Annotated in this window: 19 protein-coding genes; 7 read left to right on the forward strand and 12 right to left on the reverse strand. The window is 70.3% G+C overall.

Annotation, left to right across the window (positions count from 1 at the left end):
• Nucleotides 1–125: 125 nt before the first annotated feature.
• The 11 genes from ACPPVO_RS44460 to ACPPVO_RS44510 form a co-directional block, all read right to left on the reverse strand.
• Nucleotides 126–3,368, reverse strand: a complete 3,243-nt coding sequence (locus ACPPVO_RS44460; RefSeq protein WP_426504569.1) for a GH32 C-terminal domain-containing protein — start codon at nt 3,366–3,368, stop codon at nt 126–128.
• A 180-nt stretch (nt 3,369–3,548) separates the two neighbouring features.
• A complete protein-coding gene (locus ACPPVO_RS44465) occupies nt 3,549–4,745 on the reverse strand; it encodes a NosD domain-containing protein (RefSeq protein WP_426504570.1) in 1,197 nt (398 codons plus the stop codon).
• 61 nt (nt 4,746–4,806) lie between these two features.
• Nucleotides 4,807–5,004 carry a hypothetical protein gene (locus ACPPVO_RS44470; RefSeq protein WP_426504571.1) on the reverse strand — a complete coding sequence of 66 codons (198 nt, stop codon included), beginning with the start codon at nt 5,002–5,004 and terminating at the stop codon, nt 4,807–4,809.
• A 427-nt stretch (nt 5,005–5,431) separates the two neighbouring features.
• Nucleotides 5,432–6,466: a LacI family DNA-binding transcriptional regulator gene (locus ACPPVO_RS44475; protein ID WP_426504572.1), complete on the reverse strand. Its 1,035-nt coding sequence runs from the start codon at nt 6,464–6,466 to the stop codon at nt 5,432–5,434.
• A 147-nt stretch (nt 6,467–6,613) separates the two neighbouring features.
• The gene (locus tag ACPPVO_RS44480) at nt 6,614–7,519 is read right to left on the reverse strand and encodes a carbohydrate kinase family protein (protein ID WP_426504573.1); all 906 of its coding nucleotides are present in this window, start codon (nt 7,517–7,519) and stop codon (nt 6,614–6,616) included.
• Nucleotides 7,516–8,472, reverse strand: coding sequence for a glycosyl hydrolase family 32 (locus ACPPVO_RS44485; protein WP_426504574.1), 957 nt, complete (start codon nt 8,470–8,472; stop codon nt 7,516–7,518). The genes ACPPVO_RS44480 and ACPPVO_RS44485 overlap by 4 nt, the downstream gene beginning before the upstream one ends.
• A 38-nt stretch (nt 8,473–8,510) precedes the next feature.
• On the reverse strand, nt 8,511–9,533 hold the full coding sequence (locus ACPPVO_RS44490) for a LacI family DNA-binding transcriptional regulator (RefSeq protein ID WP_426504575.1): 1,023 nt from the start codon (nt 9,531–9,533) through the stop codon (nt 8,511–8,513).
• A 49-nt stretch (nt 9,534–9,582) separates the two neighbouring features.
• Nucleotides 9,583–10,707, reverse strand: coding sequence for a glycoside hydrolase family 172 protein (locus ACPPVO_RS44495; RefSeq protein ID WP_426504576.1), 1,125 nt, complete (start codon nt 10,705–10,707; stop codon nt 9,583–9,585).
• A gap of 40 nt (nt 10,708–10,747) precedes the next feature.
• Complete coding sequence (locus ACPPVO_RS44500) at nt 10,748–11,560, reverse strand: carbohydrate ABC transporter permease (RefSeq protein ID WP_426504577.1); 813 nt, start codon at nt 11,558–11,560, stop codon at nt 10,748–10,750.
• Entirely contained in the window at nt 11,560–12,438 is an 879-nt protein-coding gene (locus ACPPVO_RS44505; protein WP_426504578.1) for a carbohydrate ABC transporter permease, read from the reverse strand. The genes ACPPVO_RS44500 and ACPPVO_RS44505 overlap by 1 nt, the downstream gene beginning before the upstream one ends.
• A 44-nt stretch (nt 12,439–12,482) precedes the next feature.
• Nucleotides 12,483–13,781 (reverse strand): extracellular solute-binding protein, encoded by a 1,299-nt coding sequence (locus ACPPVO_RS44510; protein ID WP_426504579.1) that lies wholly within the window; start codon nt 13,779–13,781, stop codon nt 12,483–12,485.
• Nucleotides 13,782–14,046: 265 nt separating this feature from the next.
• Between ACPPVO_RS44510 and ACPPVO_RS44515 the strand changes: the two genes are divergently transcribed.
• The 4 genes from ACPPVO_RS44515 to ACPPVO_RS44530 all read left to right on the forward strand — a co-directional run bounded on the left by ACPPVO_RS44515 (nt 14,047) and on the right by ACPPVO_RS44530 (nt 18,379).
• Nucleotides 14,047–15,084, forward strand: a complete 1,038-nt coding sequence (locus ACPPVO_RS44515) for a LacI family DNA-binding transcriptional regulator (RefSeq protein ID WP_426504580.1) — start codon at nt 14,047–14,049, stop codon at nt 15,082–15,084.
• 89 nt (nt 15,085–15,173) lie between these two features.
• Entirely contained in the window at nt 15,174–16,475 is a 1,302-nt protein-coding gene (locus tag ACPPVO_RS44520; protein WP_426504581.1) for an extracellular solute-binding protein, read from the forward strand.
• 64 nt (nt 16,476–16,539) lie between these two features.
• Nucleotides 16,540–17,487, forward strand: a complete 948-nt coding sequence (locus tag ACPPVO_RS44525; protein ID WP_426504582.1) for a carbohydrate ABC transporter permease — start codon at nt 16,540–16,542, stop codon at nt 17,485–17,487.
• 1 nt (nt 17,488) lies between these two features.
• Complete coding sequence (locus tag ACPPVO_RS44530; RefSeq protein ID WP_426504583.1) at nt 17,489–18,379, forward strand: carbohydrate ABC transporter permease; 891 nt, start codon at nt 17,489–17,491, stop codon at nt 18,377–18,379.
• A gap of 67 nt (nt 18,380–18,446) precedes the next feature.
• Here ACPPVO_RS44530 and ACPPVO_RS44535 read toward each other — a convergent pair whose 3' ends face one another.
• Nucleotides 18,447–19,325 (reverse strand): PaaX family transcriptional regulator, encoded by an 879-nt coding sequence (locus tag ACPPVO_RS44535; RefSeq protein ID WP_426504584.1) that lies wholly within the window; start codon nt 19,323–19,325, stop codon nt 18,447–18,449.
• Between the two features lie 75 nt (nt 19,326–19,400).
• Here ACPPVO_RS44535 and ACPPVO_RS44540 point away from each other — a divergent pair, with 75 nt between their 5' ends.
• Genes ACPPVO_RS44540 through ACPPVO_RS44550 form a run of 3 tightly spaced genes read left to right on the forward strand, consistent with a single transcriptional unit; the run spans nt 19,401 to nt 23,103 of the window.
• A complete protein-coding gene (locus ACPPVO_RS44540; RefSeq protein WP_426504585.1) occupies nt 19,401–20,189 on the forward strand; it encodes a crotonase/enoyl-CoA hydratase family protein in 789 nt (262 codons plus the stop codon).
• On the forward strand, nt 20,186–22,159 hold the full coding sequence (locus tag ACPPVO_RS44545; protein ID WP_426504587.1) for an acetoacetate--CoA ligase: 1,974 nt from the start codon (nt 20,186–20,188) through the stop codon (nt 22,157–22,159). The genes ACPPVO_RS44540 and ACPPVO_RS44545 overlap by 4 nt, the downstream gene beginning before the upstream one ends.
• Nucleotides 22,156–23,103 carry a 3-hydroxyacyl-CoA dehydrogenase NAD-binding domain-containing protein gene (locus ACPPVO_RS44550; RefSeq protein WP_426504589.1) on the forward strand — a complete coding sequence of 316 codons (948 nt, stop codon included), beginning with the start codon at nt 22,156–22,158 and terminating at the stop codon, nt 23,101–23,103. Before ACPPVO_RS44545 ends, ACPPVO_RS44550 begins: the two co-directional genes overlap by 4 nt.
• Nucleotides 23,104–23,106 lie beyond the last annotated feature (3 nt).

Here is a 23,106-nt window from a genome sequence, read left to right on the forward strand (position 1 = left end):
TTCGGCGCTCAAGTGCTCAATGCCAAGCCGCGACGCGTCCGACGAGACGCGCCGCGGCGGCCTGGGCGCCGTGCAATCCGCGGCGGCCTGGGCGCCGTGCAATCCGCGGCGGCCGGTTGTGTCCGTCAGTTGTAGGCGGGGTTCATCTGCCACACGTTGAGGTTCTTCACGGTCGCGTTGCCGTCGGTCCACACCTGGATGCCGAGGGAGTCGGTCCGGGCCGGATAGACGCGGCTCGTGATGGCGCGGCGGTCGTCGGCATAGGCTTCGATCATGGATTTGTCGAGGTAGATGTCCAGCTTGAGGTTCTGTCCGGCCAGGTTCAGCGGGCCGCCCTGGACGCCGAGGTTGGCGTAGAGGCTGGAGTTGCTGCCGGACTTGGTGCGGTCGATGGACAGGGTTCCGGTCCCGGCGTCGTAGTACAGCGTGGTCTCCTCACCGCCGTCGGGGCTGCGGCGCAGTTTGATGCCGTAGCGCCCGGTGCCGGTCATTTCCAGGGTGATGTGGAGCATGTCGCCGCGGACGGCGGACAGCTGCTGGTTCGCCGCTTGGACGGTCGTGTCGGTGGTGATGGAGACGTCCGGGGTTGTGGTCCTGTGCAGGGTGGTGAGTTCGGGCAGGGGTTTGACGGCGACGTCGCCGTCGGCGCCTTGGGACAGCACGATCGGCAGGCCGGCGTTGTGGGCCCAGCCGGAGTCGTAGTGGGCTTGTTCGGTGCGCTTGTCCTGCGCGATGGAGAACACGACGGATCGGCCCTGCTGGTCGACGAAGCCGCTGGGGCCGGTGAAGTGCTCGCCGTAGTCCCACAGCCGCGGGACGGTGGTGTCGGGCGTGAAGGTACGGCTGGCCGGGTTCCAGGAGCCGATCCAGTACCAGACGTACTTGACGTTGTTGTCGGTGCCGTACGTCCACATCGGGTTGGTGAGCAGGATGTACTTGCCGCCGCCGAGGGGCAGGAAGACGGGTAGTTCCCAGACCTGCCCGGTCTTGGGGTACGTCTGCGCGTCGCCGACCATGAGCGGGCCGGAGTAGGTCCAGTTGGTGGCGTCGGTCGAGGTGTACAGCAGGGCGGTGCCGCCGACATCCGCCCCGGACGTGGTCTGGACGCCGGATCCGACGAGCTGGTACCAGGTGTTGCCGTCGCGCCAGACGTACGGGTCGCGGAACTCGCCGTAGCGGACCTTGCGGCCGGGGCCGACGTCGAGACCGGGCGACTGCACGGTGACTGGTGCCTGGTCGATGGTCCAGGTGTTGAGGTCGTTGTCGGTACGCCAGCCGGGATCACGGGCGATGCCGGTGCGCTGGTTGGGCGACACGGAGTCGTCGCCGGCGGTGATGAACAGCAGCGGTTGCCCGGAGGCGTCGACGGCGGCGCTGCCGCTCCAGACGCCGTCGGGCGCGGCCGTGCCGGCGGTCGGGACGAGGGCTTCGGGGGCGTCGCGCCAGTGCACCAGGTCGGGGCTGATGCCGTGGCCCCAGCCGATGTTGTGCCAGTAGGGCCCCTGCTGGTTGTGCTGGTAGAAGAGGTGGTACTGGCCGTTGGCGTACATGGGGGCGTGGGGTTCGTTCATCCAGTGCTCGGGGGCCATGAAGTGGTACTGGGGGCGGTAGGCGTCGCCGGCGTAGCGGCTGCGCTGCATCGCGAGGTCCGGTGTGGGTACGGCGGCCACGGCACGGTAGGCGGCGCTGACCTCGGCGGCGGTCAGGGCTCGGCTGCGCAGTTCCACCTCGTCGAGGAGCCCGGCGAACATGTTGACGGTGAAGGTGCCGTTGATGACGACGCCCTGGTTGTGCCGGCCGATCTGCAGGTTGCCCGTATAGGGCGTGATGCCGCCGGCGGGTGTGCTCAGGCTGCCGGCGAGTGAGCCGTTGAGGTACACCCGCATGCTCTGTGACGCGGCGTCGAAGGTGGCCACGATGTGGTGCCACTGGTTGCGAGCCAGTGGTTTGGCCGGGTCGGCCCAGAGCGCCTGCCAGGTGCCGGCGATGCCGGCCTGGAACGACCAGGTACCGTGCCGCCCGATGCCGAGGATGAAGCCTTGCCGTGCGCCCTCGTCGTGCTGGTCGATGACGGCCGAGAGCTTGTGCTCGTCGCCCCACTCGAATGCGCGGGGTGCGACCCACGCCTCGAGGGTCAGCGCCTGGGTGGGAGTGGCGAAGCCGGAGCGGGAGATCCAGGTCGAGTATCCGTCGAACAGCAGGGCGTTGGATGCGACGCCGGGCCGGCGCATGGGCGGGGTCGACGGCTTGTAGACGGCGTTGTTGAACACGTAGTTGATCGGGTCGTCGCGGCCGGAGGCGCTGTCGCGGGCGGTGGAGCCGGTGGTTTCGTCGAAGGACCAGTGGGCGAGGAGGTCGCTCGGCGCGGGCTCGTCGAGCCGGACGTCGTCGAGGTTGAGGTGGCCCCACCCGCCGGTGGCACTGTCGACGGCGCGCACGTACAGGGTCTGACCGAGGTAGGCCGACGCGTCCCAGTTGACGCGCTGGTACGACTCGTCGTTGCGGCCGGTGGCGCGGAACAGGATCGCCCCGTCGCCGGCCCGGACCAGGGCGACATAGAGGTTGCCGGCGTCGTTGCCGCCGCCGATGAGGAAGCTGACCTGACCGGTGCCGCTGAGCCGGAACTGGCTGGAGGTCAGCGTGCCGGTGGCCGCGTCGCCACCGGGGCCGAAGCCCCACACGTGGTGGGTGCCGTGCTGGCCGAAGCAGCAGCCCCAGCCCCAGCCGGTCGCCGTCGTCACCGCGTTGCTGAAGGTGGTACCGGTGACGGTCCAGCCGCTCAGGTCGCCCGTCTCGAAGTCCGGGTTGACCAGACCGGCCACGGCCTGCGTGTCGAAGACCCGCACGTCGTCGAGGTTGAGGTGGCCCCAGCCGCCGGTGGCACTGTCGACGGCGCGCACGTACAGGGTCTGACCCAGGTAGGCCGAGGCGTCCCAGTTGACGCGCTGGTACGACTCGTCGTTGCGGCCCGTCGCGCGGAACAGGACCGCCCCGTCGCCGGCCCGGACCAGGGCCACATAGAGGTTGTCGGCGTCGTTGCCGCCGCCGATGAGGAAGCTGACCTGACCCGTACCGCTCAGCTGGAACTGGCTGGAGGTCAGCGTGCCGGTGGCGGCGTCCCCGCCGGAGCGGAAGCCCCACACGTGGTGGGTGCCGTGCTGGCCGAAGCAGCAGCCCCAGCCCCAGCCGGTCTCCGTCGTCACTGCGTTGCCGAAGGTGGTACCGGTAACGGCCCAGCCGCTCAGGTCGCCGGTCTCGAAGTCGGCGTTGACGATGTCGGTCGGTACGGCTGCTCGGGCCGGCGACGGCGCCACGGCCGGTGCGAATAGCAGGAGGACCGCGAGGACGGCGACAGCGAACCGTCTCATCAGACCTGCTCCTCTCCCAGAAGGAATGTGTCGGTCAGGTGAGCGTGCCGTTGCCAAAACGTTTAATCAAGGCCTTGAACCCGTCCATTTCCTGCCAAAAAGTTTGGCGACCCGGAAAGAAAATCGCCGATCGGCCCGGTCGGGTCGATCGGCGATCCTCGATCGCGAGCGGGGGTCGGGTCAGGGGGTCGGCCGGAACGCGTAGTTGGTGGTGAACGCCTGAACCTGGTCGGCGGTACCGCTGTCGAGCACCTTCGTGTTCGTGGTGCTGCCGTCGAGCACCACGTGCTTCGTCGCGACGTTCGTCACGAAGTGGTTGTTGCTGATGAAATTCCCGTCGCCGCCGGCGACCAGGATGATCGTCGGCGTGGCACCGGACGGCGTGATGGCCGCGGACGGCACGTCGAAGGTGAAGATGTTGGTCGAGACCATGTTGTTGTCGCCCAGCAGATGGATCACGCCGTAGAGGTCGTCCTTGCCGTTGTTGGAGCCCTGCAGCGGCGGGAAACCCTCCGGCACGCGCCGGAAGTGGTTGCTCGCGATGAGGTTCTCCTTGTTGACGCCCTCGAAGTCGATCATGCCGGGGTAGAAGCCCTGGAACCGGTTGGCGGTGATCGAACACCGGTTGCTGGTCTTGAGGTGGACCACGCTGCGCCCGCGCGGGAAGATGTTGTTGCCCTGCACCAGCAGGCCCTCGGCGTTCTCGGCGAAGATGGAGAAGCCGACGAAGCCCGCGCCGATCAGGTTGTTGCTCACCTTGACCGCCTGCGAGGCACCGGTGAGCTCGACGCAGCTGCCGCACTCGGCGATGAAGTTGTCGGTCACGTCGAACGCGTCGGCGCCGTTGTTGACGAGGGCGTGCTCGAGGTAGACGAAGCCCATGCCGGCAACCTTGAACGAGTCGTTGTCCGAGGCGATGCGGATGCCGACCTTGCCGTTGGTGTACGAGTTCTGGGTGGGCGTGAAGCCCAGCCCGTCGATGCAGAAGTCGCGGAACTCGATCGAGCTCAGGCGCGGGGCGCCGGCGCGGCTGACGAGGAATGCCTCGTGGTTGCCGTCGGTGTTCTCCAGCTTGATGTGGCTGGCGCCGGGCCAGATCTCGTGCCAGCCGGAGGTGTCGGCCGTGTTGTACCGGATGCTCAGCGAGGCGAAGCCGTGGCCGGATCCCTTGATCTGCAGGTAGCTGACGTCGATGACGACGCGGGTCTTGAGCGAGTAGTCGCCGGGCGGGATGTAGATGACCGCCCCGGGCTTGGACGCCTGGCTCGGCTGCTTGGCCTTGACGTCGGCGATGATGCTGTTCATCACCGCGCCGATGTCGGTGTACGCGGTCACGTTCGGGTGGCCGGGGATGGTCCAGGCGGTTACGTCGTACACAGTGGACACGGTCCAGCGCCTTTCGTGGAAGCGTTGCGGGGGTTGGTGTTGGGGAGCTGTGCTACAGGACGCCGATGAGCGCCTGACGGTGGCGGGGCGGCGGGCGGTGGCCGGCGTCGGCCACCGCCGGGTCCGTCGCGTCCGCCGAGGCGGGCCGCTCCGGCCGCCCGGGCACGCTGAGCGGACCGGCGAGTACGGGGATCGCGGCCAGCGCCTTGAGGACCTGGCGGCGACCGATCGGATTGGTGGGCACGGGCATGAGCCACTCCTTGCTCGGGCAGCGGCGGGTTGCGGGCAGCGTGAAGTCCCTGACGGAATCCAGTTGGGTTCGCGGCGGCCGGGGCGTCTTGCATACGAGCCGTTGCAATGCGTTTGCCAAAAGGTTTTGTCACGCTTTGCCGTGAGCGTATGACTACCCCACAGTGACGGTCAAGGGTCGATTGTGTTACGCCCTCGTCGCGGTTCCTCGCCGCCCGACCCGCCTGCGTCCGCTGGAACGCCGTACCGCACGACCCCGTTGACCTCCGGCGTCGCCGGGCGCTAGCATGCCGCCAAATCGTTTTGTCGAACGGCCTGCACCTAGGGGCTGTATCGAAGTGGATGGCCGGGCTGCGGCGGACTCAGACGCCGCCTGAGCCTCGCCTCGCTCCGACCCCCACTTCGATACAGCCCCTAAGCGGAAATCGTCACCCAGCCGGTGGGGGCGGGGCGACGGAGTCGCGGCGAACGACGGGGCACGGCATTGTGGCCTGGGCGGCCCGGTCGCGCGGCGGCTTCGACGGGCCGGGGTCGTTCAGCATCTGGATCATGGTCTGTACGGCCCAGGCGCCCATCTCGTAGTGCGGGAGGGCGACCGTGGTCAGGCCGGGGAACAGTCCTTCGGCGATGAGTTCCTGGTTGTCGAAGCCGACGACGGAAAGGTCGTCCGGAATGCGCAGGCCGAGTTCGTGGGCGGCCCGGTAGGCGCCCATCGCCATGCGGTCGTTGAAGCAGAAGATGCCGGTTGGCCGGTCGGGCCGGCGCAGCAGCTCGAGGGCGGCCCGGTAGCCGCCGGGCGTGTCGGACTCCTCGACGACGATCAGGTCCGGCTGTGCCGTGATGCCGGCGTCGGCGAGGGCCTGCCGGTATCCGGTGTGCCGGCCGTGGGTCGCGGGAATGTCGTCGATGTTGGTGGCGAAGCCGATACGCCGGTGCCCGGCGGCGATGAGTTCGTGCACGGCGTCGCGGCCGCCGCCCACCTCGTCGGGCACGACCGAGGGGTATGCGGGGTCGGCGGAGCTGGCGTCCAGCAGCACCACCGGCAGCCCGGAGAGCTGGTCCGGCACGGTGACCTGCCGGTGGTACATGGTGGCGTAGAGCACGCCGTCGATCTGGTACTGGAAGATGGCGTTGATGGCGCGGTCCTCCAGCGCGGGGTCACCGCCGGTGTTGAGCAGCAGCACCACCCAGCCGTGCGCCGAGGCCGCCTCCTGCGCGCCGAGAATGATGCGCCCGGCGTGCGGCGTGGTGGCGATTTCGTCGCTGAGGAGGGCGAGCACCTGTGTGCGCTGCAACCGCAGGCCCTGGGCGAGCTTGTTGGGCGCGTATCCGAGCCGTGCGGCCGCGGCGACGATCCGTTCGCGGGTCGCATCGTTGATCCGCGCGCCGGAGGTGTTGTTCAGCGCATGCGAGACGGTGGTGATCGAGACTCCCGCCTCGGTCGCCACATCCCGGATGCTCACGGTCCGCTTCATCGTCCACCCATGCTGTTGCCGCCGGACGTCGGGTGGGTCCCGGCGCGGGCTTGTTGCCAGCAATACCGTAGCCGAACGCGCCGGCCCTCCCGAGGGAGTCCGGTGCTCCGGCGGTATCGCGGCGGACAGCAGGGTTCAGCTGGGTGACGGTGCGGGATAGGCGGCTTCCACCTCGGCGAGGGTTGGCGGGTCGGCGCCCGGCCGGGTGCAGGTGAGCGCCGCGACGCGGCCGGCCAGACGCAGCGCCTCCGGTATGGGCATCGTGCCGTGGGCGGCGAGCAGCGCGGCCATGAACGCGTCGCCGGCGCCGATGGTGTCGACGACCGGGACCCGCTCTCCGGGGCTGTCGTAGACGCCGTCCGCGGTCGTGGCGAACGCGCCGTCGGCGCCGCGGGTCACCACCACGAGCCCGGCGCCGAGAGAGCGCCATTCGGCCACCACATCCTCGGCCGCACGGCCCGGATACAGCAGCGCCAGATCCTCGTCGCTCGACTTCACCACGTCGGCGACCGCGGCGAAGGCTTCGACGCGGCGGCGGAGGGCGCACAGATCATCGGTCAGGCCCGGCCGGACGTTCGGGTCGTAGCTGACCAGCGTTCCGCCTTCGGCGCGGAGCCGGCGCAGGAGGGTGAGGATGCGTTCGCCGCCGGGCGGCCGTGCACAGGCCAGCGAACCGGTGTGCAGCACGTCGAAGGCGGGCAGGGCGGCCAGGTCCTCGGCCGTCCATTGCCAGTCGGCGGTACCGTCGACGTAGAAGTCGTAGGCCGCCGACCCGCTCGGATCGATGGCCACCGCGGCCAGGGTGGCCGGCTCGCGCGCCGTGACCGCGTGGCGCAGGCCGACGCCGTTGCCTTCGGCGTGCGCGCGCAGCCGCCGGCCGAACAAGCCGGTCGAGAACCGGGCGAGCAGCTCGACCGGCCGGCGCAACCGGCTCAGCGCGACGGCGACATTGAGCGGACTGCCGCCGGGGTGGGCGGCGAACGCCCCGTCGGGGCGCTCGACCAGGTCGATGACGGCCTCGCCGAGCACGGCGAACCTCATGCCGTCGTCACGATCTCGAGCCGGCCGTCCGCGGTGAGCCCGACCGGCATAGGGTCGGTGAGCTCGCCGACGAATACACCGTCGCCGGCCATGTTGCGGAACGCGAGCATTACCCACCGCCCCCGCGGGTCGCGGACGATCCGTCCGCTGTAGAGGGTGCTGTCCGTCACCGGATGGGCGGCGCCGGGGTCGAACGGGCCGAGCGGCCCGTCGCCGGCGACGGCCCAGACCCCGCCGGGGGCGCCGGTCGCCCGGCGGCTGGCGGCGAGCTCGGCCCGCAGGCAGGAGAAGAGCAGCACGCTGCGGCCGTCGACCAGCTCGACCTGCGGCACCTCCAGCTGGCCGAACCCGGCGCCCGGCTTCGTCAGCGGTGGCCGGACGGTCCAGGTCACGAGGTCCGGGGACTGGGCGTGGCCGATGACGCCGCGATCGTCGACGGGTCCGTCGGTGGCCCGGGCGGTGATGAGCATGTGCCAGCCGTCGCCGCCGGGGTCGGCGAAGACCCACGGGTCGCGCCACGCCTGGTCGCCCCACGCGCTGGTACCGAGGGTCTCGTACCAGCGCGGGTCGGCCTCCAGCAGCGGCCCGGACGGGTCCCGCTGCCACGTGTACAGGTCGTCGGAGACGGCATGGCCGATTCGCTGCACGAGGCCGTCGCCGGCACTGCCGGCGCCGGTGTAGTACATGTGCCAGCGTCGGTCCGGGCCGCGGACCACCGATCCGGTCCAGGTGGCGATGTCGTCGAACGCCGGCCGGTCGGCCGGGACGAGCGCGTCGGCGACCTGGGTCCAGGTGGTGAGGTCGGTGGAGACGGCATGGCCGACGCTGGCGCGCATGTGCCGGCGGTCCGGCTCGCCGAGGGCTCGAGAGGCGCGCAGGAAGAACAGGTGGTAGGTGTCGCCGTCCTGCGCGAGCCAGAAGTCCCACACCCAGGCGTCCGGAAGTCGAAGCATGAAGGTCCCTTACAAACGGAAAATGGTACGGAGCAGGTCTATGCGGGGGCGGTGACGGAGCCGCGCTCGATCAGCGGACACGGCATGACGGCCTGCGGCGTCGCGGGGACGCCGCCGCCCTCGACGAGCCGGATCGTGGTTCGTACCGCCCAGGCGCCCATGTCGTAGTGCGGCAACGCCACGGTGGTCAGCGCGGGGTGCAGCCCGTCGGCGATGAGTTCCTGGTTGTCGAAGCCGACGATGGACAGGTCGGCCGGGATGCGCAGTCCCCGCTCGTGGGCCGCCCGGTAGGCGCCCATCGCCATCCGGTCGTTGAAGCAGAACAGGGCCGTCGGCGGGTCCGGGCGGCGCAGCAGTGCGGTCGCGGCCCGGTAGCCGCCGCGGGCGTCGGTGACCTCGGCCACCACCAGCTCTGGCCGCACGTCGGCTCCACTCTCGGCGAGCGCGGTGCGGTAGCCGTCCAGCCGCAGGTGGGTGGCTGGAATGTCGTCGACGTTCGTCACGAACCCGATCGAGCGGTGGCCGTGGGCGATCAGGTGGCCGGTCGCGGCCCGCGCGCCGCCGAACTCGTCCGGTACGACCGAGGGGATCGCCGGGTCGTGGCTCGTGGCGTCGAGAAGCACGACCGGCACGCTGCCGAGCTGCGCGGGTACGGTCACGACCCGGTGGTACATGGTGGCGTACAGCACGCCGTCGACGCGATGGCGGGCCAGGGCACGCAGCTCGCGCTGCTCGACCTTCGGGTCGTTGCCGGTGGTCAGCAGCATGAGCAGCCAGCCGCGCGCCGAGGCGGTCTCCTGGGCGCCCAGGATGATGCGGCCGGCATGCGGCGTCGTGGCGATCTCGTCGCTGAGCAGCGCGAGCGTGTGCGAACGTTGCAGCCGCAGGCCGCGGGCGAGCCCGTTGGCGGCGTAGCCGAGCCGGCGTGCGGCCGCTTCGACCCGCTCCCGCGTCTCGTCGCTCACCCGCGCCCCGGAGAACTGGTTCAGGACGTGCGACACGGTGGTGACGGAGACGCCGGCGGCCGCCGCCACGTCCTTGATGGTCACCCTGCGCGCCATGTCTCAACCGCCCAACTCGATGCCGTAGCCGACCACCGTCCCGAACCGGTCACTCGTCCCAGAGGCCGTGTTCGGGCCAGCGGCGCGGCAGGCGTTCGGCGACCGGGGGCAGGTCCGGCTGCGGGCGGTGCGGATGGGCCTGGTACCAGTACGCGACGCTGGAGTAGTCGTTGCCCTGGTCGTTGGCGTGGCCGTGTTCGATGGTGACGCGGATGGACTCGCTGAACCGGACGGGGTCCTCGATGTGGAAGCGGTACATGCTCCACAGCCCGAAGTGCTCCTGGATGCTGCTGGCCAGCGTGATGCCGTGGTACGGGCCGGCGTACGCCCCGCTGGGGAAGCCCCAGGCCGCGCCGAAGTAGTCCTCGGTGCCGGTACCGTGCAGCGACGGCGGCCACTGTTCACCGTCGATGAAAATCATGTCGTCGCCTTCGCCCGGCCAGGAGTACACCTGGTTGGACGCATCGAAATTGTCGATGTTCAGCACGCATCCGACGTAGTGCCCGGTGCCCTCGGCGTCGAGGATGACGTAGTTGTCGTCGCCGGTGAGGTTGATACCGGGCAGGTCCCACGGGGCGGGCTTGCCGTCGCCGATGGCCGGGGGAACGACCTTCTGACAGGGCTTCTCCTGCCGGTACTGGGCGTGGAAGCGGCCCACGTCCGACGGCGTGGGCTCCTGCGTGAGCTCGTAGTCGACGTAGTAGAAGAGGTTCTCGATCGGCAGGTCGGACTCGTTGCGGATCTGCACCCGGGCGTGGCTGCCGAACGGCATCGGGAAGTAGCTGTTCATGGCGGCGGCGAACGGGCCCTTCGGTCCGCGCCGGGGCCCGGTCACCATGCTGATCGGCAGGGACACGAAATGCGCCGAGACGGCGTGCCCGACGCCGAAGAAGTCGCCGAGCGGGGTCCGCACGCTGGGGTGGTCCTCGCCGTCCCAGAAGATCTCCAGGACCAGCTTGCGCAGGTACATCGGCGAGTAGCAGCGGGTCGTGATCCACATGTGCTCGATGACGCCGGCGCCCTCGATATCGGCCAGGACGTGGGTCTCCCCCGCCGGGACGGTTTTGAAGTCGCGGTTGCCGCCGGTGCGGTCCCAGCTGCTCTCGCGGCGGGAGCGGCCGGCCTTGATGCGCGGCAACCCGGCGAGTGGGCTGGTCGGCTGCCAGAAGGTCATGTTCTTCCCTTTCGAGGTGCGGTGGTGATGCGGGCCGGGTTCAGCCCTTGACGGCGCCGAGGCTGAGCCCGGCGACGATGCGCCGCTGCAGCAGCAGGGTGAGCACGACGGCGGGCAGGGAGTACAACGTCGCCAGCGCGGTCATCGGGCCCCAGTCGAGGCCGAACTGGGTCTGCAGGTTGGCGATGGCCAGCGGGGTGGTCTGGGCGCGCAGCGAGGTGAGCAGCAGCGCGAACAGGAACTCGTTCCACGAGGCGAGAAACGCGAAGATGGCGGCGACCGCGGCTCCCCCGGACACGACCGGCAAGATGACGCTGCGCAGCGCACGGGGCCGGGAGCAGCCGTCGACCAGTGCGGCCTCCTCGATCTCCCGCGGTACCGCCTCGAAGAAGCTGGCCAGCAACCAGATCGCCAGCGGCATGGCCACGGTGGTCTGCGCCAGGGCGAGGCCGACCGGGGTGTCGTTGAGGCGCAGGCCGCCCATGATGCCGACGAGCGGCACCCCGACGGCGACGGCCGGGACCATGCGCACCAGCAACGAGCCGACCAGCAGCGCCCGCCCGGCGCGGGTCCGGTACCGGGTGATCCCCCAGGCGGCCGGAATCGCCAGCGCCATCGACAGCACGGTGGTGATGACGGCCGTCGTGACGCTGTTGACGAACGATGCCGCGACGCCCTCGCGATGCAGGGCCTCGACGTAGTTGTCGAGCGAGAACCGGTGCGGCAGCACGCTCGGTGGCACCGCGATGGCGTCCGTCGGCGGCTTGAACGAGGTGAACACCAGATACAGGAACGGGAAGGCGTAGATCAGGACGACCAGCACGGCGGTCGCCCACAGCAGGGCGCGTTTCATCACGACTCCCGGGCCGGTCGCCAGACGGTGAACACCGCGATCAGCGCCACGGCCATCATGACGAGCATGAACAGGGTGCTGACGGCGGCGGCGGTGCCCGGGTCGTTGAACGTGACCATCGTCTTGTACACGGTCAGGCTCAGCGTCTCCGAGGCCGACTGCGGCCCGCCGTCGGTCTGCACGAGGATGACGTCGAAGGCACGGGCCGCGTCGACGCCGCGGATGATGAGTGCGACCGCGATCACCGGGCGCAGCAGCGGCAGCGTGATGTTCCAGAGCATCCGCAGGCCGCTCGCGCCGTCGAGCCGGGCCGCTTCGTACAGGTCGGGCGGGATCGACTGCAGCCCGGCGTAGAGCACCAGCGACATGAACGACGTCGTCAGCCAGATGTCCGGCAGCGCGACCGAGTACAGCACGATGTCCGGATCGCTCAGCCACGACACCGCGCTGGGCGAGTCGATGATGCCGGCGCGGAAGAGCAGCTCGTTGAAGATGCCGAAGTTGTCGATCATCAGGAATCGCCAGAGCAGCCCGGCCACCACGGGGGCGATCATCAGCGGATAGAGGAACAGCGTCTGCAGCGGCCTGGACCTCGGGCCCAGCGCTCGCAGCAGCAGTGCCATGCCCAGCCCGATGAACAGCTCAGCGGTGACGACGATGACCGAGTAGACCAGGGTGCGGCCGGTCGCCGCGCGGATCGCCGGATCGGTCAGCGCGGTGACGTAGTTGTCGAAGCCGGCGAACCGGCGCCCGTCGCCGAGGCCGGAGCCCGTGTGGAAGCTGTCGATGAGCAGCCGGACCAGCGGCCAGCCGACCAGCCCGAGCAGGACGGCCGCTGCCGGCGCGACGAGCAGCAGCGCGTAACGCGCGTCGGACATCCGCGCACGCCGTGCGCCCGCCGCTGCCGGCAACGTTGCCTGGTTCACTTGATGATGCCCTCAATCTGGGTCCTCGCGCTTTTGAGCAGTCCGGCGTAGTCCGCGCCGGGGGTGAGCGACTTCTGCAGCATCGGGATGAGCGCACCGTCGACGATCTTCTGCCAGTGCGGCGTGGCCGGCCGGGTGCGGGTCGCGGCGGCGTCCAGCGTGGTCAGCAGCGGGCCGAACGACTCGTAGCCGGACTGCTGCGCGTACTGCTGGTAGGCCGACTTGCGGGCGGCCAGGCCGAGCGAGGACTGCAGGCTCAGCGCGTTGGTGTCGTAACAGGCCTTGATGAACGCGACCGCGGCGTCCTTCTTGGCGCCGGCCTGCGGGACGCTGAGGTACCACGGGCCGGGGATCGCCGCGACGCCGGCCGACCCGCCGATCATCGGGGCGACGCCGACCTTGCCCGCCACCGCGGCGTCCTTCGGGATCTGCCGGTAGGCATGGGCCCAGAACCGCGTCATGGCGGTGCCGCCGGCGTTGAACAGGTTCTGCGCCGCGGTCCAGTCGGTCTGCTGCGGCCCGGCCGGGTTGACCTTGTACTTGTTGGCGAGGTCGGCGTAGAACGTGAGCGCCTCGAGGTGCTGGGCGTTGTCGATGATGACCCGGCCGCTGTCGTCGAGGACCACACCCGGCGAGCCGGCCTGCAGGACGTGCGCGAGCCACTCGGTCTCCACCGCGCCCTTGACGTCGGTGCCGTACAGCTTCTGGTCGGGCCGGGTGAAGAACTGCGCGACGTCGGTGAACTGCTTCCAGTCCTTCGGCGCGGCCAGCGGGTAGCCGAACCTGGCCTGGAACGCCGACTGCTCGCCCGGGTTCTCGAACAGGTCCTTGCGGTAGAGCAGCACCTCGGCGTTGGTCCACACCGGCATCCCGATGAACTTCCCGCCGGTGCCGGCCTCCTTGACCAGCGCCGGGAACAGGTCGGCCTTCACCTGCTCGGTGAACAGCTGGTCGATCGCGGCCAGTTTGGTGGCGAACAGCGGCAGCCAGACCGCGTCCACGGCGCAGATGTCGAAGCTCGGATGGCCGCCGGCCAGCTCGCTCGTGAGCCGGTTGAACAGCCCGTCGTAGGGCAGCTCGACGAGGTTCACCGTGACGCCGGCGGACTTCTGGTAGGCCTCGGCGATCGGCTGTAACTCGGCTTTGCCACCGCCCTCGCAGAGCAGGTTCAGCGTCTTGGCGTCTGCGGAGCCGCCTCCGCCGGAGCCACCGGCGCCGCAGGCCGCGGCCAGCAGCGCCGCGCCGGCACCGGCGCCCAGGCCGAGGAACCGCCGACGATTCATGTCGTGTGCCATCTCCACTCCGTTCACGTTGGGGGATCGCTAGTGCGGAGTTGCGTTGGTGCAGGCAGATGACTGCCAAAATGATTTGCCAAAAGCTTTTGTCAACGACGTGGACGTGAGCGTAGGACCGCCCCGGAGTGACGGTCAAGGGTCGATCGTGTTACAGGGATCTCACGTTGCGTAGCGCGGTAACAACCACGCAACAACCACTTGACTTCGTCAGCGGCGGCGATGAAAGTCGACACACCATCGATGCCAAAACGTTTGGGCAGGGAGCATGCGGCGGACCAGGATCGGCATCCGGGACGTGGCCGAGGCCGCGGGCGTCTCCGTCACCACGGTGTCCCATGCCCTCAACAACCTCGCCGAAAAGCGGATCAGCGCCGAGACGAGAACCCGGGTCCACGAGGCCGCGCAGCGGCTCGGCTATGCACCGAACAGGCTGGCCCGCGGGCTGCGCACGCAACGCTCCGGCACCATCGGGCTGATCAGCGACCAGATCGCCACCACACCACACGCCGGCAAGATCATCCTCGGCGCGCAGGAGGCCGTCGAGCGGCACGGCGGAATGCTCATGGTCATGGACACCGGCGGAGCCCCGGCACTGGAGGACCGCGCCGCCCGGCTGCTGCTGCGCCATCAGGTCGACGGCGTACTCTACGCCGCGATGTACCACCGCCGCGTACGCGTGCCGGCCGCGTTGCACGGCGTACCGCTCGTGCTGCTCGACGCGCTGTGTGACGACCCGGAGCAGTCCTGGGTCGTGCCGGACGAGGTCGCCGGCGGCCGGGCGGCGACCGGCGAGTTGCTGGCCGCCGGGCACCGGCGGATCGCCTTCATCAATGACAGCGACGACATCCCCGCGCGCCACGGACGACTGCAGGGGTTTCTCGACCGGCTCGGCGAGGCGGGCATCGAAGCGTCGTCCTGTCCGGTCGTCCACGTCGTGCCGTCGGCGCCGACCGGTCGTGAGGCCGCTCTGGCGCTGCTGCGCGTGCGCGAGCGTCCCACGGGCATCTTCGCCTTCAACGACGCCATCGCCATGGGCGTCTACCAGGCCGCGGCCGAGCTCGGCCTGCGCATCCCGGCCGACCTGTCCGTGGTCGGCTTCGACGACCTGCAGCTGATCTCGGAAGGGCTCCACCCCGGCCTGACCACGATCGCCCTGCCCCACTACGAGATGGGCGTCTGGGCCGCGGACCGGCTGTACGACCGGATCAACACACCGGCGGGCACCGAGCCGCCGGTGCAGCACCGAACCCTCGAAGGACCGCTCGTGCGGCGGTCCTCAGTGGCGCCACCGCCCCGGCCGTAATCCGGGGCGGTGGCTTCGTCAGAAGGTCGTTCACCGCGACCGCTCAACCACCGGCCCGCAGCCGGTGTCCAATGAGTTGGAGGACCTCAGTGTATCCACCCAGATCCCGGCGTCTCGTATCCGCCTGTGTAGCGGCCGCCGTCGCCGCCGGCGTGCTGACGGCGTGCTCAGGCTCGTCAGAGTCCGGCGCGTCGACGTCCGGCGGGACCACGACGCTGGTCCTGTGGACCCACAACGCCGGCAACGACAAGGAGCTCGGCGTGGTCAAGCAGGTGATCGCCGACTTCAACGCCGGCCAGACCAAGTACAAGGTCGAGTACCAGGCATTCCCGCAGGGCGCGTACAACGACGCGGTCGTGGCGGCGGCATCGGCCAGGAAGCTGCCCTGCGTGCTCGACGTCGACGGGCCGAACGTGCCGAACTGGGCCTGGGCGAAGTACCTCGAACCGCTCGACCAGCCGGAGAGCGCCTTCGCCGGCCAGCTGCCGAGCACGGTGGGCAAGTACGACGGCAAGCTCTACGGCTTCGGCTTCTACGACGTCGCCGTCTCGATGATCACGCGGAAGTCCATCCTGGTCGACAACGGCATCCGCATCCCGACGCTGGACCAGCCGTGGACCGCCGCCGAATTCGCCGCCGGCCTCGCCAAGCTCAAGGCAACCGGCAAGTACGCGTACCCGCTCGACCTCGGCACCGGCGGGACCGGCGAATGGTGGCCGTACGGCTACTCACCGCTGCTGCAGAGCTTCGGCGGCGACCTGATCAACCGATCGACGTACACCAGCGCACACGGCGCGCTCGACGGCGCCCAGGCTCTGGCGTGGGCGAAGTGGTTCCAGGGCCTCGCCACCGACGGCCTGGTGGCGAAGAAGTCGGGCGACGACCCGGCGGTGGACTTCATCAACGGCAAGACCGCGATCAACTGGAACGGCAGCTGGGCGGCCGACCAGGTGACGGCCAAGTTCGACGACGCCCTGTTCCTTCCGCCCCCGGACTTCGGCAACGGCCCGAAGATCGGCGGCGCGTCCTGGCAGTGGGCCATCTCCTCCAGCTGCACAGCCAAGGACGGCGCCCAGGCCTACCTGCAGTTCTCGCACCAGACGAAGTACTTCGTCGAGTTCGCCAAGACCCTGGGCCTCATCCCCGCGACCCAGGACGCGGCCGCGCAGGTGCCGAACTTCGCCCCGGGCGGCAAGTACCGGGTGTTCCTGGACCTGGCGAGCAGATACGCGCTCGTGCGTCCGGTGACCCCCGCCTACCCGTTCATCTCGTCGGTGTTCGCCAAGGCCGCGCAGGACATCCTCAACGGCGCCGACCCGCAGAAGACCCTCGACAAGGCCGTCAGCGACATCGACGGCAACATCAAGCAGAACGACAACTACCGCTCCTGATCGCTCGTCGGCGCCGCCGGGCCGGTCCCCGGACCCAGCCCGGCGGCGACCCTGTGGAGGCACCATGACCGTTTCCCTCACCGCACCCGCCGGCACGACCACCCCCGCCGGCAGCGGGCCGTCCGCCGGGGGCCAGCCGGCCAGACGACTCGAGAGCCTGGCCGGCGCCGCCATGGTCAGCCCGGCCGTCGTACTGCTCATCGTGTTCTTCGCCGTGCCGATGGCGCTGGCGTTCGGGCTGGCGTTCACCAACGCGCAGCTGATCTCGCCCCGCCCGGCCCGCTACGTCGGACTGGACAACTTCACCCGGCTCTTCGGCGATGCCGTCTTCTGGGCCTCCCTGCGCAACACCGTGTACTTCGGCGTTGTGGTCGTCCCGGTTCAGGCCGGCGCCGCGCTCGTGCTGGCGCTCCTGATCAACGTGAAGGTCCGCGGCCGCAACTTCTTCCGCACCGTCTACTTCCTGCCCGTGGTCATGTCGATGGTCGTCGTGTCGCTCCTGTGGCGCTTCATGTACCAGCCCAACGGCCTCGTCAACCAGGCCGTCTCCGCCGCGAGCCTCGGACACTGGCACGGCACCGACTGGCTCAACAACCCGAGAACCGCGCTACCGGCCATCATCTTCATGTCGGTCTGGCAGGCGGTCGGATTCCACATGGTCATCTGGCTCGCCGGCCTGCAGACGATCCCGGACGAGCTCTACGAGGCCGCGGCGATCGACGGCGCGACCGGATGGCAGCGATTCCGCTACGTCACCTGGCCCGGGCTGCGCTGGACCCGCACCTTCATCCTCGTGACCATCACGATCGCCACCTTCAGCCTCTTCACCCAGATCAGCGTGATGACCGGCGGCGGCCCGCTCGACGCGACCACCACGGTCGTCTTCATGGCCGTCCGCACCGGATACGAACAGCACGCCACCGGATACGCCTCCGCGATCTCGCTGGTCTTCTTCGTGCTCGTCCTCGCGGTCTCCGCGGTCCAACGGTTCCTCACCCGGGAGAAGCCCTGACATGACCCTCGCCAACCCCGCCCCGCGGCGTCCCGGACGGCTGGCCGCCCACGCCCTCCGCGTGGCGTTGCTCGTCGTCTTCGCCCTCCCGATCATCTTCATGATCGTGTCCTCGCTGAAGCCGGACGCGCAGATCTTCGCCGATCTCGACTCGTTCCGGGCCTTCCTTCCCGTCGGCGACGTGTCCCTGAACAACTACCGCGGGGTCTTCGACCGGGTGCCGGCGGCACAGTTCCTGCTGAACTCGATCGTCGTGTCGACCATCACGGTCGCCGCCGGCCTGCTCGTCAACAGCCTCGCCGCGTTCGCGCTGTGCCGGATGCGATGGCGGGGCCGGCGCATCGTCCTGTCGGCCGTCATCGCCACCCTCATCGTGCCCTTCGAGACGCTCGCGCTGCCGCTGGTGTGGTGGGTCAACAAGCTGCCGTGGCTGGAGCTCAACGGGTTCCATCTCGCGCTCACCGAAGGATGGCTGGACACCTACCGGGTACAGATCCTGCCGTTCGTGGCCAACGCCTTCTCGATCTACCTCTTCCACCAGTACTTCTCGAGCATCCCGATCCAGCTCGACGAGGCGGCCCGGATCGACGGCGCCGGCTTCTTCACCATCTACCGGCGGGTCGTGCTGCCGCTGTCGGGGCCCGCCATCGCCACCGTCACGATCCTGACGTTCCTGCCCGCCTGGAACTCCTACCTCTGGCCGCTCATGGTCGTCCAGAGCGAGGACCTACGACCGGTGATGGTCGGCGTCCAGTACTTCTTCCAGCTCAAGGTCGCCTGGGGCGAGATCATGGCCTACTCCACCATGATCACCGTCCCGGTCCTGGCCTTGTTCCTCGCCTTCCAGCGCTCGTTCATCAACAGCATCGCCGCAACCGGCGTGAAGGGTTGAGCCGTCGTCCGCAGAGCGGGCAGCAGCGCCCCCGGCGAACTGCCGGGACCATGCGGTGCGGCCCTGCTCAACCGGCGTCCTGCCCCGGGATCACGTCGAGGCGCCGGCCCATCTCACGTTCGGACGGCCGCCGCAGCCGGCTGTTGACCCGCCGGAACAGCATCTCGGCGTGGATCGCCGGCCAATCGCCCGGCAGGAACTCCCGCGGCAGCCGCGGATCGTCCCGCACCGTCTGCAGCCAGTCCGTCGTCAGCACGACGCGCCGGCTGACCGGGTCCGCCGGCGGCGCGCCGTCACTGTCGAACGGCGTCCAGCGCGCGGCGAAGTCGGTGTACCTGGCCGCGAGCGCCGGCAGGTCGTAGGCCTCGGCAATCAGCCGCGCCGGTTCCGTCGGCCCGACCGGCGCCGCCTCGAACGCGCGCACGTACTCGCCCAGCTCCGAGTCCTCCAGCACCACCGCAAGATCGACCCGGCGCGGCGCCACCCAGAGCCCGGCCTGGACCATGCCGAAGCCCGCCCACTGCAGACGCGAGCGCAGGTCGTGCCGTTCGCGCTGCCAGGATTCGGGCATCGAGAACCCGACGACGGTCCAGGTGCCGTCCCAGTGCCGGGTCACGATGTCGCCGTCCTGCACCCGGCTGCGCCCGTCGAGCATGATGCGCCGCCCATGTTCGGTCGGGCCGAAGTATGCGCGCCGGCCCCGAACCTCGCGGCGCAGCAGATCGCGGCGCACCATCCGCGTCAGCGTCGCCCGCGCCGCGTGCTCGCCGATGCCCACGCGACCGAGGACGTCCAGGACGCTGCCGGCCGCGACGAGGACGTCGCCGTCGAGTGCGTAGTCGCCGAAGAAGGTCAGCAGCACCGACTGCGGGCGCAGCACGACCGCGGCGGTCACCTGCGCCACCGCCGGATCGGTCGTGACGGCGGCAAGCTCGTTGACGGTCACGCCGACAGGCTACGCGATCTCCAACCTTCGACAGTCTGTTGACTGGAGTTGACGTTTGTGTCTAGCATTTTTCTCATGTCCGCTCAGGACCTACCGCCGAGCCTCGCCCTGCAATGCGACGGAGCCACCGCCGTCCTCACGCTTTCCCGCCCGCACAAGCGCAACGCCATAGACGACGACACGCTGCTGGGGCTCGAGCGGTTCTTCACCGCCCCGCCCGCCGGCGTGCGAGCCGTCGTGCTGACCGGCAGCGGCGAGCATTTCAGCGCCGGCCTCGACCTGGCCGAGCTCACCGGGACCGATATCGTGGCCGGCATCGCGCACTCGCGGATGTGGCACCGGGTGATGGCCGCGATCGAGTCCGGGCCGGTGCCGGTGATCTCGGTGCTGCGCGGCGCGGTGATCGGCGGCGGGCTCGAGCTGGCCTGCGCCACCCACATCCGGGTCGCCGAGTCGTCGGCCTTCTATGCGCTGCCCGAGGGCCAGCGGGGCATCTTCGTCGGCGGCGGGGGTTCGGTCCGCCTGCCGCGGCTCATCGGCACCGCGCGCATGGTGGACCTCATGCTGACCGGCCGCGTGTACGACGCGGAGGAGGGTCACCGCGCCGGGCTCACGCAGTACCTCGTACCGGGCGACAAGGGGCTCGCCACCGCGCTCGACCTGGCCGGGCGGATCGCCGGGGCGGCGCCGCTCACGACGTTCGCGGTGCTGCAGGCACTGCCGCGCATCGCCGAGGCCGGACCGGCCGCCGGACTGCTGCTGGAGGCGTTGATGAGCGCGATCGCGCAGGGAAGCGACGAGGCCAAGACCCGGATGCAGGCGTTCCTCGGCGGCCGCGGTCCCAAGGCCGGCGGCGCGGCATGAGCGCGGTCGCCGAGGGCCGGCTCCTCCGCGCGGCCCCGCCCGACGCCCGGCGGACGAGTGAGCTGGGACGGTACCTGGACTGGCTGCACGACCGGCGCGGCCTCGACTTCGCCGACGCCGGCGAGCTGTGGCGCTGGTCGGTGACGGACCTGTCCGGGTTCTGGGGCTCCGTCTGGGACTTCTTCGACGTGCGTACCCATTCGCCGTACCGTGCGGTGCTGGAGGACGACCGGATGCCCGGCGCCCGCTGGTTTCCCGGCGCCACCCTGAACTACGCCGAGCACGCGGTGGGCCGGCCGCGCGACGCCCGCCAGGTGGCGATCCTGGCGTACTCGCAGACCCGCGACCCGATCGAGCTGACCTTCGGCGACCTGGCCGAGCAGGTCGGCCGGGCCCGGGCCGGGCTGCGCCGGCTCGGCGTCGGCCGCGGCGACCGGGTCGTGGCCTACCTGCCGAACATTCCCGAGACGGTCGTGGCGATGCTGGCCACGGCGAGCCTCGGCGCGATATGGGCCGGCTGCGCCCCGGAGTTCGGCGTCCGCAGCGTCGTGGACCGCTTCGCGCAACTCCGGCCGACCGTGCTGCTCGCGGTCGCCGCCTACCGGTACGGCGACCGCGAGGTGGACCGGCGCGACGACGTCGCCGCGATCCGGGCCGCGCTGCCGACCCTGCGCCACGTGGTCGACGTCCCGTACGGCAACGGGTCGCTGCCCGGCACTATCGGCTGGGCCGAGCTCCTCGGCACCGCCGAACCGCTCGTCTTCGAGCCGGTGCCGTTCGACCACCCGCTGTACGTCCTGTTCTCCTCCGGCACCACCGGCCGGCCCAAGGCCATCGTGCACGGCCACGGCGGCATCCTCGTCGAGCACCTCAAGAATCTCAGCCTGAGCTGGGACCTGCGCCCCGGCGACCGTCTGCTGTGGTTCACCACCACCGCCTGGATGCTCTGGAACGTCCTGGTCTCCGGCCTGCTGGTGGGCGCCGGCACCGTGCTCATCGACGGCAACCCGCTCTACCCGGACCTCGAGGAGCAGTGGCGGCTCGCCGCGCAGACCCGGGCGACGCTGGTCGGGGCGAGCCCGGGCTACCTCATGGCCTGCCGCAAGCACGGCATCGAGCCGGCGCGGCGGTTCGACCTCTCCGCGCTGCGCCAGCTCGGGGTCGCCGGCTCGCCGCTGCCGCTGGAGGGCTTCGTCTGGGTGACCGAGCGGCTCGGCCCCGATGTGCTGCTCAACGTCGGCAGCGGCGGCACCGATCTCTGCACCGGGATCGTCGCGGGGAGCCCGATGCAGCCCGTGTGGGCCGGCGAGATGACCGGCAACCTGCTCGGCGTCGACGCCCGGGCCTTCGACGCGGCCGGTAACACGATCGTCGGTGAGCTCGGCGAGCTCGTCATCACCCGGCCCATGCCGTCGATGCCGGTGGGTTTCTGGAACGACCCCGGCGACGCGCTGTACCGGGCCGCGTACTTCGAGCGGTACCCGGGCGTGTGGTGCCACGGCGACTGGATCCGGTACACGGAGCGGGGCAGCTGTGTGATCACCGGCCGCTCCGACGCGACCCTCAACCGCGGAGGCGTGCGCCTGGGGACCGCCGAGTTCTACCGCGTGGTCGAGGAGTTCGCCGAGGTGGTGGACAGCCTCGTGGTACACCTGGAGGATCCCGACGGCGGCCCGGGCGAGCTGCTGCTGTTCATCGTGGCGGACGACGGTGTGACCGTCGGCGACGCCCTGCGCGACCGGCTGGTCCGGGCACTGCGCACGAACCTGTCGCCGCGGCACGTGCCCGACGCCATCCACGCCGTGACGTCGATACCGCGCAGCCGGACCGGGAAGAAGCTCGAGGTACCCGTCAAACGGATCCTGCTCGGCATGGCGCCCGACGCCGTGGCGAGCCGGGGCGCGCTGCTCGACCCCGCCTCGCTGGACCAGTTCACGGGCTGGTCGCTGCGCGGGAGCGCCGCGCCGTGACGGACCCCGGAGCGCTGCGCCGGGCGGCGGTGATCGGCACCGGCGTCATCGGCACCGGCTGGGTCACCACCCTGCTGGCGAGGCGGGTTGCGGTCACCGCGTACGACCCGGCCCCGGGCAGCGCCGAACGGCTCCGTGCCGCGGTCCGGGCGAACTGGCCCACCATGCGGCTGCTCGGGGCCGGCGACGAACCCGACCTGGAGCTGCTGCGGGTGACGGACGACCCGGTGACGGCGGTCCGCGACGCCGACCTGGTGCAGGAGAACGGCCCGGAGGACGAGGCGGTCAAGCGCGATCTGGTCGCCGTCCTCGACGCCGCGGCGCCGGCCGCCGCGATCATCGCCAGCAGCTCGTCCGGGCTGCCGCCGTCGGCGGTGCAGGCCGGATGCACGCACCACCCGGAGCGCGTCCTGGTCGGCCACCCGTTCCACCCGGTCCACGTCATCCCGCTGGTCGAGGTGGTCGGCGGGCGCCGGACCGCACCGGAGGCCGTCGCACGGGCACTGGAGGTCTACACGTGGCTCGGGAAGCGCCCGATCCACGTGCGGCACGAGGTTGCCGGACACGTCGCGAACCGTCTGCAGGCGGCGCTGTGGCGCGAGGCGTACTCCCTCGTCGAACGGGGCACCGCCACCGTCGCCGACATCGACGCCGCGATCGCGAACGGTCCCGGGCTGCGCTGGTCGGTGCTCGGGCCGTTCGTCAACCAGCACCTGTCCGGCGGCGCCGGCGGACTGGCCCACACCCTCGAACACCTCGGGCCGCCGATGGTGCGGTGGTGGGACGACCTCGGCACGCCGGCGTTGACCACCGAACTCGCCGCGACCCTGGTCGACGGCGTCCGGGCCGAGCTCGGTGACCGCACCGACGCGGATCTCGCGGCGGCCCGGGACCGGCTGATCGTCCGGCTCCTCATCGCGAAGTCCCACGAAGAAACGCTGTGAGGA

The sequence above is a fragment of the Dactylosporangium sp. McL0621 genome, assembly GCF_049995355.1.
Lineage (GTDB): Bacteria > Actinomycetota > Actinomycetes > Mycobacteriales > Micromonosporaceae > Dactylosporangium.